11 protein-coding genes and 1 pseudogene are annotated in these 11,041 nt (G+C 65.7%); 8 read left to right on the top strand and 4 right to left on the bottom strand.

What is annotated here, in order from left to right; all coding sequences use genetic code 11:
* Nucleotides 1-37: 37 nt before the first annotated feature.
* A pseudogene (locus WAW85_RS14670) lies at nt 38-1,048 on the top strand (IS3 family transposase).
* A gap of 177 nt (nt 1,049-1,225) precedes the next feature.
* On the opposite strand, the gene WAW85_RS14665 reads toward WAW85_RS14670, so the two are convergent.
* Both WAW85_RS14665 and WAW85_RS14660 read right to left on the bottom strand, forming a co-directional pair.
* The gene (locus WAW85_RS14665) at nt 1,226-1,735 is read right to left on the bottom strand and encodes a SixA phosphatase family protein (RefSeq protein ID WP_422560330.1); all 510 of its coding nucleotides are present in this window, start codon (nt 1,733-1,735) and stop codon (nt 1,226-1,228) included.
* Complete coding sequence (locus WAW85_RS14660) at nt 1,732-2,007, bottom strand: hypothetical protein (RefSeq protein ID WP_422560329.1); 276 nt, start codon at nt 2,005-2,007, stop codon at nt 1,732-1,734. The genes WAW85_RS14665 and WAW85_RS14660 overlap by 4 nt, the downstream gene beginning before the upstream one ends.
* A 135-nt stretch (nt 2,008-2,142) precedes the next feature.
* Here WAW85_RS14660 and WAW85_RS14655 point away from each other — a divergent pair, with 135 nt between their 5' ends.
* Complete coding sequence (locus WAW85_RS14655; RefSeq protein WP_422560328.1) at nt 2,143-3,018, top strand: DMT family transporter; 876 nt, start codon at nt 2,143-2,145, stop codon at nt 3,016-3,018.
* 64 nt (nt 3,019-3,082) lie between these two features.
* Here WAW85_RS14655 and WAW85_RS14650 read toward each other — a convergent pair whose 3' ends face one another.
* A complete protein-coding gene (locus WAW85_RS14650) occupies nt 3,083-3,532 on the bottom strand; it encodes a flavodoxin domain-containing protein (RefSeq protein ID WP_422560327.1) in 450 nt (149 codons plus the stop codon).
* 300 nt (nt 3,533-3,832) lie between these two features.
* On the opposite strand from WAW85_RS14650, the gene WAW85_RS14645 reads away from it, so the two are divergent.
* From WAW85_RS14645 to WAW85_RS14630, 4 genes are all read left to right on the top strand, one after another.
* On the top strand, nt 3,833-4,219 hold the full coding sequence (locus WAW85_RS14645; protein WP_422560326.1) for an SHOCT domain-containing protein: 387 nt from the start codon (nt 3,833-3,835) through the stop codon (nt 4,217-4,219).
* Between the two features lie 250 nt (nt 4,220-4,469).
* The gene (locus tag WAW85_RS14640) at nt 4,470-5,936 is read left to right on the top strand and encodes a hypothetical protein (RefSeq protein WP_422560325.1); all 1,467 of its coding nucleotides are present in this window, start codon (nt 4,470-4,472) and stop codon (nt 5,934-5,936) included.
* A 120-nt stretch (nt 5,937-6,056) separates the two neighbouring features.
* A complete protein-coding gene (locus tag WAW85_RS14635) occupies nt 6,057-6,947 on the top strand; it encodes a DUF3558 family protein (RefSeq protein WP_422560324.1) in 891 nt (296 codons plus the stop codon).
* Nucleotides 6,944-7,510: a DUF3558 domain-containing protein gene (locus WAW85_RS14630; RefSeq protein ID WP_422560323.1), complete on the top strand. Its 567-nt coding sequence runs from the start codon at nt 6,944-6,946 to the stop codon at nt 7,508-7,510. Before WAW85_RS14635 ends, WAW85_RS14630 begins: the two co-directional genes overlap by 4 nt.
* Before the next feature lie 165 nt (nt 7,511-7,675).
* On the opposite strand, the gene WAW85_RS14625 is transcribed toward WAW85_RS14630, so the two are convergent.
* The gene (locus WAW85_RS14625; RefSeq protein WP_422560322.1) at nt 7,676-8,512 is read right to left on the bottom strand and encodes an acyl-[acyl-carrier-protein] thioesterase; all 837 of its coding nucleotides are present in this window, start codon (nt 8,510-8,512) and stop codon (nt 7,676-7,678) included.
* Nucleotides 8,513-8,600: 88 nt separating this feature from the next.
* Between WAW85_RS14625 and WAW85_RS14620 the strand changes: the two genes are divergently transcribed.
* Nucleotides 8,601-10,289, top strand: coding sequence for an FAD-dependent oxidoreductase (locus WAW85_RS14620; RefSeq protein WP_422560321.1), 1,689 nt, complete (start codon nt 8,601-8,603; stop codon nt 10,287-10,289).
* A 7-nt stretch (nt 10,290-10,296) separates the two neighbouring features.
* Nucleotides 10,297-11,041 (top strand): glycosyltransferase family 4 protein (locus WAW85_RS14615; protein ID WP_422560331.1); only part of this gene is annotated, 745 nt, incomplete at its 3' end.

The raw sequence follows: 11,041 nt of genomic DNA, 5'->3' as shown, positions 1-11,041 counted from the left end.
TGATCGCCCTGGTGGGCGGGATAGGACAATGATTGGTATGGCTGGACGGAAGCGGCATTCGGCGGAGGAGATCGTCCGGAAGCTGCGGCGGGCGGATGAGCTTGCTGCGGCGGGATCGACGGGTGAGCAGATCGCGGCGGAGTTGGAGGTGTCGGCGGCGACGCTCTACAACTGGCGGCGCAGCTACGGTGGGAGGGACCTCGACGCTGCGAGGGAGCTCAAGGACCTGCGGGATCAGAACGCCCGGCTCAAGCGGCTGCTGGCGGACGCGGAGTGAGAAGGACGCCTTGCGGGAGGTGGCTAAGGGAAAATTCTGAGCCCGGACGCCAATCGCGCCGCCGTGGACATGCTCGAGCAGGTGTTGGGCATGTCGGAACGGAGGGCGTGCAGAGCGGTCGGGCTCGCGAGATCGACCTATCGTCGACCGAAAGTCGCTGATACACCGCAGGATCCGGACACGGAGCCGCGCGGCTGGCTCCGCGAGTACGCGGTAAAGAATCGGTGTCACGGATTCGGGCATGTGTGGGCGGCGCTGCGTCATGACGAGGGCCGGCACATCAACAAGAAGAAGGTTCACAGGTTGTGGTCCGAGGAGGGTCTGCAGCGACGGGTCCGTTCGGCCCGCAAACGTGTGGGTGAGTCGTCGGTGCCACCGGCGGTTGAGGCTGATGCTCCGAAGGTGGTGTGGTCCATTGACTTTCAGTTCGACTCCACCGTCGACGGAAGGGCTATCAAGGTCGCGTCCGGGGTGGACGCGCACACAAAGCAGTCGGTGATCGACCTCGTGGACCGCTCGATCGACGCGCCGCGGCTGGTGCGTGAGCTTGAGCGGGCGTTCGCGGCCGCCGGCGGTCCCCCACAGGTGCTGCGGATGGACAATGGCCCGGAGTGGCGAGAGCTGCTCAACTGAAACCACTGGACGCGCCTGCTCGAAGCGCGGGTCGCGATCGGCGACTACAAGCAAGAGCACAACACGCGGCACCGGCACTCCTCACTGGGCTACCTGACGCCGAACGAACCACCTGGACTCCAGAGCAGGGTGGACTGACTATCGGGGACCTGCCAGCAGCGTGCGGGGTGGGGCCGCCGAGGGGCGAGGGTCGGCGCGTCGGTCCACTTCTCCTCGTGCTGGAGCATTATCGCCGCGACGGCGTCGCGGAGTTCGGGCGGCAGGTCAGATCGGACGGCTCCGGCGTTTTCGGATGCGGGCCGTAGTGGGCCGCCCTTAGCGCGGAATCTGCAATGCAGTGAAGCACGCGGCCGGGTCGACGTCGAGGCCGATCCGCTCCCACGCGGCGCCGATCGTCAGCACGGCGTAGGCGGAGGTGGGGAACTCGTCGATGTCGGCGGCGTCGTCGAGCAGCAGTGCGGTGCCAGGGAGGCCCGGGAAGTGGCCGACAACAAGCAGTGTCGTGGCGTCATCGGGGGCGTAGCTGCGGATCGCCTCGAGGATGTTCTCGGGCGTGTTCTCGTAGATGTCTTCGGTGTAGATGGTGGCCACGTCGATCCCGGTGCGGGACAGGGTCTGCCGGGTGCGTTCAGCGGTCGAGCAGATGACGGCATCGACATCCAGACCGTCGTTGTCCATCCACTCGCCGGCCAGCGCGGCCTGGCGGCGGCCGCGCTCGTTGAGGGGGCGGTCGTGGTCGGGGACACCAGCCGGATAGTCGGACTTGCCGTGACGCAGCAACACCAGGGTGCGGGGCGGCGTGGTCCTGCGCTGCGGAACGGTCATGCGGTGCGGGCCGACGTTTCGGTAGCGGCCGAGGCGGCACTCATCTCCCGCAGGATCCGGGCGGTGTCACGCCAGGCTGCGGCCTCTTGCATGTAGAAGTCGTGGCGCTCAGAGGTGGCGCCACCGCGAGCCTCCTCGGCCAGCTCCCGCAGTTCCAGATACTCGTCGTAGCAGTGGGTGACCAGGGCGTTGATCCGCTCGCCGCGGCACGCCAAGGTGATCTCGTCGCTCGACAGCGTCGTGAGGCTTTCCAACTGAGTTCGATACTCCATGTTCCGACGGTAGACCGCAGTGCCGACAAAGCAGTGGAGGCGGATCCGAACTGCGACCAGGATGAGAGAAAATCCTCAGGGCGCGTGAGGTAGTTGGTCCGGTTCGGTAGGCAGGCGGCGGATACGCTAGAGAAGATGCACATCTGGGTACCGGCACTGCTTGCTGTGCTGGCCGCTGCCCTGATCGCCTCGGGCACGGTGCTCCGGCAACGGGCGTCCTCGCGCAGTGGGACGATCACCAAAGGATGGTGGTTTGGAGCGATCATCGCCGTCATCGGGTTCGGCTTCCAAGCCTGGGCGCTTGGCCTCGGATCCATCCTGTTGGTGCAGCCGCTCGTAGTGTTCGCGGTGCTCTTCGCCCTACCCCTCGAAGCGAGAATTGACCACCGCAGGCCGTCGACGATGGACTGGGTGTGGGGCGGCGTGCTGGTCGGCTCGGTGATCGTGTTCCTGCTGATCGCACAACCGGAACCGTCGCAGCGCCGGGCCTCACACATGCTGCTGGCGATCACCGTGACGGTGCTGGTCGTGGTCCTCATCGGCCTCGTGGCCTTTGCCGAACGCTGCACCAACCCGCACCACAAGGCGCTGTGCTACGGACTCGCCGCCGGTGCGCTGTTCGGTATCGCGGCACTGCTGGTCAAGTCCGTCGCCATGCACCTCATCGACGAACCGACCAGGGTGCTGCTGCACGCCGACATCTATCTGCTGACAATCGTCATTGTGCTCGCAGTGATCGCGCAACAACGGGCCTTCGGGGCCGGCGATATCCAGACGTCGTTCCCGGCCATGAACGTGATGGAGCCCGCGGTGTCGATGGCACTCGGCGTGATCCTGCTCGGCGAGAACCTGCGCGTGGGGATCGGTAAGTCGACCATGCTGATCGCGATACTGCTGCTGGCGGCCGTCGCCGTGGTGAAACTCGCCAAGCACTCGGCTATCCGCGGAGAAGCCCGAGACGACGACGTGCAACAGCGCAACGATACGGAGCCGCGCGCTGTTGAAGCGTGACCCCTCGACAAGCTCGGGGAGCGGCGGGGCTGAGTTCGGGGAGCGGTGGGGCTGAGCGGGTGAACTACTCGGCGATGACGGCCTTGAGGGTCTCGGCCCACTCGGCGCCAGCGTCGGCCGGCTTCACCGTGGAACTCGCGTCGTGGCGGAAGTGCTCGCCGACCTGGGTGGCACCCAGCTTGCTGAGCATCTCGGCCATGATCTCGCCGCCGCGGTTGAAGGTGTCGTCGTACACCGAATCGCCCATGCCGAAGACGGCGAAACGCATCCCCGCCAGATCGGGCTTGACGTCGTCGAGTTCATCGGCGAACGGCAGCGCGCCCGACGGCAACTCGCCCTCGCCATAGGTCGAGCAGATCACCACGAGAAAGTCGTCGGTGTCCAAGTCCTCGGCGGCGTAGTCGGCCATATCGTAGATCGAGGGATCGAAGTCGGCGGCGAGCACGTCGGCGATCGCATCGGCGACCAGCTCGGCCGTGCCGGTCTCAGTGCCGTAGAGGATGACTGCGGACATGATCGGAAACTCTCCTACCTCGTGGAATAACGAAAATACGGTAGCGTAACCGCGCCGAATCCGTCGAATCTGGTGCGGGGCCTAAAGTCCCGAAACCGCCTGGTCGTGGTGCCTGGGCCAACCGGTGGACCAGGTGAAACGATACCGCCACAGCCGCGCCGCCTGTGATTGAGGTCTCGACGGATTCGGGCGAGTCGTGCGGCCGCGCGCGCGTTCCTATTGATCCAGCTGGTCCGGTGTGGTTCGCTAACCCAGCCCTCCCCGAATAGTCGGGGAGGCTACTTAGAGGAAGGACCCGTCGTGGACTGGTCGAATTTCTGGAATGTCATCTGGTACACGGTGCTGGTGTTCGCGTTCATCGCGTACTTGATCGTGCTGTACATGATCCTGGTGGACATCTTCCGCGACCATAAACTGGCCGCTGGCTGGAAGGTGCTGTGGATCATCTTCCTGGTGATCCTCCCGTACCTCACGGCGTTCGTCTATGTGATCGCCCGCGGCCCCGGCATGGCGCAGCGCCAGCAGGCCGCCAATGAGTCAGCCAATGCCCAGGCGCGCGAGTACATTCGCCAAGCCGCTGGTACCGCCAGTCCGGCCGATCAGATTGCGACAGCAAAGCAACTGCTCGACGCCGGCACCATCACGCAGGCTGAGTTCGACGCAATCAAGGCCAAAGCGCTCGTCTGATCTGGGGGTGGTTTCGACACCCCACTCACTTCGTTCGCGCGGGCTCAACCTTCGGTGAGGAGCTCAACGAGCGACGGAGACCAGTAGTCAGCATGCCCGGCGATCCCACTAGGGGGTCGCCGGGCGTTTTGCATCGGCGGATGTGCCGGCCGGGCAGGGGCCTCAGTTGCGTACCGAACTTGCACTGTGATCTAGTTTGCTCCGTTGCCATCAAAGTGACACGACTCACTGTCAGTTCGAGAGGACTCCCATGATCCGCCTGCCCTTCGGCGCCCGTCGCCGTGCAGAGAAGACGACGAGCCGCCGCGGCCTGAAGGTCGGCGTCGTCGCCGGCGCCGCCACCATCGCCCTCGGCGCGACGATGATCGCGCCGGTGGGCGACGCGAATGCGGGCCAGTCCATCCTCGGGATTGATATTCCGTCGTCGTCGGGTATGAAGAACAACCCCGCGAACTTCCTGGGCAAGATTGTTGGCGGTGCAGTCAACAATGGCGTATCGCAGGAGATCGCCAATCAGTGGCGGATCGAGATCTGCGGTAGCAGCAAGAAGATGACCAGCGACGACGGCAAGGCCATCGCCGATTGCGTGAAGTCCACCGGCACAGGTATCGCGATGGTGGTCCCGGGCTCGATTGAGCTGACTCCGAAGGCTGTCTACGACCCACTTCAGAAGGGCTCAATGAGCCTGAATGACCTCCTTAAGTGGCTCGGTCTCGGTGGCTTCCCGACCCTCAAGGGCGCTGACACCCCCTTTGGCGCGGCCACAGTGATCGGTGACGGCTTCCAGTTTGCGCTGGCGCAGACCGGCGGCAAGGCGACGGCGATCTCGTACCTGCCGCTGAGCCTCGCGACCGCTGGCGCGAGTGGCGGACGGACTGCGATCTCGTTCGCGGTCATCGGCATGGCCAATGCCTGGACTACTGATAACACGCCGATCAAGGTGCTCGATTCCACGATCATTACGCTGCCCGGCATCAAGTCGGTCAGTTGCTTCGGAATGCTCACCGCTGCCTACGCTGAGGATGCAGGAGCCTGCGTCAACGTACTCGGCACGTTCGACAGCAAGCTCGATCTGACCAAGAAGCTTCCCGAGCTTCAGTTCGCGCTGACCAACCCGGTCGGTGCCTTCATGAATCCGCAGGACGTGTTCACCGAGTTCATCGGCCAGGTGTTCGGTAGCCAGGGATTCAACCCCGCGACCCTCTTCACCGACGACATCGCGCGACTCTCGCTCGGTGGCGACAACCTGCTCTCCGTGACGAGCGACTACGGCCTCCAGCAGATTGGCGGAGCTGCCAAGGGTGCGATCGCCCTCAACTGGATGGGCGCCACCGTCTACCTGCTGCCGCCGGCTGCCGTGAACGGCAAGAAGTCGGCCAACCTGTTTGGCTTGCCGCAGTTCAACTTCAACAACGTCGGGCTGAGCGACCTCTCGAACATCATCCCGTCGGTCAAGACCGGACAGTTCAAGACGCCGGTGTTCGGCACCAACCTTGACGGGATCGACACCGGCTCGCTGACGTCGGGCCTGACGTCGACTGCGACGAACCGGTCGGTGCCGAACGGCACGTCGGACTACAGCCTGACCGGTGGTGCGAAGAAGCGCGCTACCGAGCCCGTCATCGACGCCCCGGTGGTGGACCTGACCACGTCGTCGTCGAGCACGTCGAGCACGTCGAGCACGTCGTCGAACACGGAACTGGCGCCGATCGGCTGATCGCCGCCCCACCGCAACAATGCCTCCCGGAACTCCGGGAGGCATTGCTCGTTGGCCCGCGCGGAGCGTTCCGGCGGCGGGTGTGTCCGTCTACAGTGAAGCCAACGGAAAGGGGAGCCGATGGCGACGCGGGTCGACAGCTGGATCTGGGGCATTCGGCTGACCAAAACGCGGTCGGCCGCCGGGGCGGCGTGCCGCGCCGGACACGTCCAGGTCAACGGGGTCTCCGCAAAGGCCGCCACCACCGTCGGAATCGGCGACGAAGTGCGGGTGCGACTGCACGGACATGAGCGGATCGTCGAAGTAGTGAAGCTGATCAGCAAACGGACGTCCGCGCCGCTGGCCGCCGAGTGCTACATCGATCGGAGCCCGCCCCCACCGCCGAAGGAGATCATGGCCAGCATTCCGCGTCGCGAGCCCGGAGCGGGCCGCCCGACCAAACGTGATCGCCGCCAACTCGACCGGATCCGCCCCGGCCCACTGCTGATTCTCGCCGTCGCCGGTAGCCTCCTGCTCGGCGCGTGCGGCGGGGGTGGCAACGCCGACGGCGGCGGCAGCAACGAGCCCGGGCGGCTCCCGAAAGCTGGCACCGGGCCGGAGTTCAAACGCTGCGGCGGCCTGAGCACCGAAGAAGTGGAACGATTGACCACCTTCAGCGGGCTGAAACTATACGTCGACAACACGTCGGCCTGCGAATGGCGCCCCGGCGGTTTGCGGGACGCGCAAGTGGCGTCGTGGAACTGGTACCGCGGCTCGCCGATCGGCCGTGAACGTGGCCTCGAGCAGCTCACCCGGGAAAACCCCACCGTCGATTACGAGACTGCTGGCCACCCCGGTTTCTTGACCCAACACCCGAACGTGTGCGAGGTGGGCGTGCAATTCGAGAACGACTTCATCGAAATCTCCGTCGCCGACCGGTCCGCGCAACTCGGCGGCGACAGCGTCTCCCCGGAAACCCTGTGCAATGCGGCCAAACAACTCGCCACGATGTCCGTGGAGCGTGCGTCATGACACGACTATCAAGGCACTCCCGCCGACCGCTGGCCGCTGCCGCAGCGTGTGCTGTGCTGCTCGCGGTGTCCGCGTGCGGCGACGACTCGTCGCCCGGCACCGACCCGAACATCGCCTACCAGACCGGGGTGGTGCAGGGCGATGTGGACACCAGCAGATTCGAGGGTCTACTCACCGAATGCGAGATCCTGCCACCGGCACAGATCGCCGAAACCGTCGGCGGACAGTCTGCGCAGGGGAGCTTTGTGGGTGCGCTCTGCCGCTGGGTAGTGACCGGCGGTGACACCGTGGACGTGACGCTCAACTGGTGGGAGTGGGGCAACATCAACCTGGAGAAGCAGACCGCGCAGAATCTCGGCTTCACCACCGAAAACATTCAAGTGCACAGTATGGCCGCGTTCACCTCACGTGATCCCGCTCGGCCGGAGATGTGCGGGGTGACGGCCAAATCGCCGGGCCGCGGCGTGCTGACCTGGTGGGTGGAGCCGCACGGCGCCGCTGGCGGCGACCCCTGCGAGGCGCCGAGGAAGCTGATGGAGCTGGTGCTCGACCGCGCCAGCTGATCGGCGTTGGTGGGGTGGTTTCGACACCGCACTCACTTCGTTCGTGCGGGTTCGGTCGGCGAGGGGGACCCTTCGACAGGCTCAGGGAGCCTTCGACAGGCTCAGGGACCCTTCGACAGGCTCAGGGAGCAGGGACGGCTCAGGGAGCAGGGACGGCTCAGGGGGCTACGGGGGGATGTGGAAGACGGAGATGGCGGCGGCGGTGACCAGCTCGTCGTCGTCGCCGGGGATCATCATCCACACATAGAGGCAGTCGTCGATGCGCTTGCGGCGCAACATGATCGGCGTGCCCGGGGTGATGGGGCGCAGGTACTCGATCACCATGCGGTGCGGCACATCGAGCAGATCTGGGTGGCTAACCAGCTCATCCTCCACCGCCTCCAGGTAGGCGGCGTTGTTCAAATGCTTGAACGGGTCAAAATCGGTGATGCGCAGAACGTGCTCACGGTCGGGTAGAGCCAGCTCCGCCAGCGCAGGGGCGTCGGGGTTCATCGACCGCCAGCGCAGCCGATGTTCGTCGGTCATGGTGCACAAGAACTCGTACATGTCATCGCTGATCCGGGACGGCATACCTTGCTCGTTCACGTTGATCCAGAAAGCGACCGTCTCCACCAGACCGTTCGGGCGCGGCTCGGGATTGAACTTGTTGGTCTGACTCTGCGCGCGCAGCCGCACCCGCATATCGGTCCAGCGGGTAGAGAGCGCGCCGCACCAGCGCTCGGCCACGAAATCCGCCGGCCACGTGATCGGCTCCAGTACGTCGATCACCGTGCGCCGCACGATCCAGAATGGATCGGTGGCGGCGTACTCCATGGGGGCGATGTTGTCGTTCGCGATGTCCTGCAGGTAGCGCGCCAGGCCGTCGAGCCGCACCCGCATCTCCTGATCGATATCGCCGGTGCGTACGCGGTAGGTCTCGGCGAAGAACTCCGCACCCGGCTTTCGGTCGGTAAGCGGGGCGTACTCGGGGGCAAACTCCGAGGTTGGCGTCGGTAGCGGCACGGGCGGAGCCTTTCGTGGATGCCAGAGGCAGGTGACCTACGTTACGCTGAAGCAGAAATTAGAACATGTTTCATTTGAGGAGCTGGTGATGGCACATGTAATCACCCGACCGTGCTGCAACGATGGCAGCTGCGTCGAGGTCTGCCCGGTGAACTGTATTCACCCAACGCCGGATGAACCGGAATTCCTGACCGCGGAGATGCTTTACATCGATCCGGACACCTGCATCGACTGCGGTGCGTGCATCGACGAGTGCCCGGTCAGCGCGATCTTCCCAGACGACGAGCTCGACGCGAAAGATGAGCCGTACCTGCAGATCAACGCCGATTACTACAAAGACCACGACGTCGAGGGCGGCATGGCGCAGCCGGTGAAGCTGCCCCGCCTGCCCGAGGGCGCGCAACTGCGCGTGGCTGTGGTGGGCGCCGGACCGGCCGCGTTCTACGCCGCAGGCATGCTGGCCCAGAACGCGCAGATCGGCGTCGACATGTTCGACCGCCTGCCCACCCCCTACGGACTGGTACGCGCCGGTGTCGCGCCCGACCATGCCAAGACCAAAGGTGTCGAGGAGACCTTCGCCCGCACCGAGAAGCGGCGGAACTTCACCTACCACCTCAACGTCGACGTGGGCACGCACATCACCCACGACGAGCTCGCCGCCCGCTACGGCGCGATCCTGTACGCCGTCGGCGCACCGCACGACCGCAGGCTCAACATTCCGGGCGAAGAACTGGTCGGCTCGTTTGCGGCCACCGAGTTTGTTGCCTGGTACAACGGGCACCCCGGTTACGCCGACCGCACCTTTGACCTGTCCGGCGAGCGGGGAGTGGTGATCGGCAACGGCAACGTCGCCCTGGACGTCGCCCGCATTCTGCTCGAGGATGAGGCGACGCTTGGCGCCACCGACATCGCCGACCACGCCCTCGCCGCGCTCAACGATTCGTCGATCCGCGAAGTGGTGGTGCTGGGCCGCCGCGGTATCGAGCACGCCGCCTTCACCAACGCCGAATTCCTGTCCCTCGGTGACCTGCCCGATATTGACGTGGTGATCGACCCGGCCGAACTGGCGCTGTCGCCGCAGGCGCAGGCCGCGCTGGACGAGGGCACCCTGGACTCCACCATCGCCACCAAGATTCGGCTGGCCCGCGGCTACGCCGAGCGGTACGACGAGCTGTCGGGCGACTCGGGCAACAAGCGGATCGTCTTCCGCTTCCTCACCTCGCCGCTGGAGATTCTGGGCGACGGTGCGGTGAGTACCGTGCATTGCCTGCGCAACCAGTACGCCGCCACCGGTGCGGCCGCGCCCACCAGCGAGACCCTCGATCTCAAGGCGACGGTGGTGGTGCGTTCGGTGGGCTATCGCGGACAGCCGATCCCGGGTCTGCCGTTCGACCGGGACCGCAATGTGGTGCCCAACGACGACGCGCGCGTCACCGACGGCCACGACGGCCCGGTCCTGCCCGGCCTGTACGTGGCCGGCTGGATCCGGCGCGGACCGACCGGCGGCATCGGCCGCAACCGACTGTGCGGTGAGCAGGCCGCGACGGCCATCATCACCGACTTTGCTGCCGGGGTGCTGGCTGAACCGGAAATCTCGGCCGACGACGTCGCCGACCTCGTCGTCTCCCGCGGCGCGGACCGGGTGGACCTGGCAGGTTGGCAGCAGATCGATGCCGCCGAGCGGGCTGCGGGCCGGGCGGCTGGCCGCCGTAGGGTGAAGCTCGTGAGTGTTGAACAACTGGTGGTCACCGCACGCAAGTCTGACAATGAAGGCTGACCCCCCGCTGCGGATCGCACTGCTCTCTTACCGCAGCAAACCGCACTGCGGTGGCCAGGGCGTGTATGTCCGCCACCTCTCGCGGGAGCTGGCCCTGCTGGGCCACCGCGTGGAGGTTTTCTCGGGGCAGCCCTATCCGGTGCTCGATCAAGCGGCCCTGGACGCCGGGGTGACGCTCACCGAAGTGCCGAGCCTGGACCTGTACGGCGAACCCGAACCGTTCCGCACCCCCCGCGTGAGCGAATACCGCGACTGGCGCGATGTGCTTGAGGTGGTGATGATGTGGACGGCCGCCTTCGGTGAACCGCTCACCTTCAGCCTGCGGGCGGCGCGGCTGCTGAAGGGCCGCCGCGCCGACTTCGACGTGGTGCACGACAACCAGTGCCTGGGCTACGGACTGCTCTCGATCAAGCGGCGCGGCTTCCCGCTGGTGGCGACCATCCATCATCCGATCACCCAGGACCGGACGCTCGCGGTGCGCGCGGCCAAAGGACTGAAGAAGATCAGTGCCTGGCGCTGGCATTCGTTCCTGGCCATGCAGGGTCGGGTGGCCCGCAGGCTGCCGTCGCTGCTGACCGTCTCCAAAACCAGCGAAGACGACATTCGCAAGGCCTTCGGTGTGCGGGAGAACCGGCTGGTGACCATCCCGCTGGGCGTGGATGTGGATCTGTTTACCCCGGGCACCGACACCGTGCCCGGACGCATCGTGTGCGTCGCCAGCGCCGACGCCCCACTCAAGGGCGTGTCCTTTC

Origin of the sequence: Gordonia sp. (in: high G+C Gram-positive bacteria), assembly GCF_049299075.1 — a bacterium.
GTDB lineage: Bacteria > Actinomycetota > Actinomycetes > Mycobacteriales > Mycobacteriaceae > Gordonia.
This window is presented reverse-complemented; position numbering and strand designations above follow the sequence as displayed.

Bases quoted from the DNA above. Each gene is read 5' to 3' on its own strand.
- WAW85_RS14630 (WP_422560323.1), top strand. From the start codon at position 6,944: ATGACACGACTATCAAGGCACTCCCGCCGACCGCTGGCCGCTGCCGCA.
- WAW85_RS14620 (WP_422560321.1), top strand. From the start codon at position 8,601: ATGGCACATGTAATCACCCGACCGTGCTGCAACGATGGCAGCTGCGTC.
- WAW85_RS14660 (WP_422560329.1), bottom strand. From the start codon at position 2,007: ATGGAGTATCGAACTCAGTTGGAAAGCCTCACGACGCTGTCGAGCGAC.
- WAW85_RS14635 (WP_422560324.1), top strand. From the start codon at position 6,057: ATGGCGACGCGGGTCGACAGCTGGATCTGGGGCATTCGGCTGACCAAA.
- WAW85_RS14640 (WP_422560325.1), top strand. From the start codon at position 4,470: ATGATCCGCCTGCCCTTCGGCGCCCGTCGCCGTGCAGAGAAGACGACG.
- WAW85_RS14650 (WP_422560327.1), bottom strand. From the start codon at position 3,532: ATGTCCGCAGTCATCCTCTACGGCACTGAGACCGGCACGGCCGAGCTG.
- WAW85_RS14665 (WP_422560330.1), bottom strand. From the start codon at position 1,735: ATGACCGTTCCGCAGCGCAGGACCACGCCGCCCCGCACCCTGGTGTTG.
- WAW85_RS14655 (WP_422560328.1), top strand. From the start codon at position 2,143: ATGCACATCTGGGTACCGGCACTGCTTGCTGTGCTGGCCGCTGCCCTG.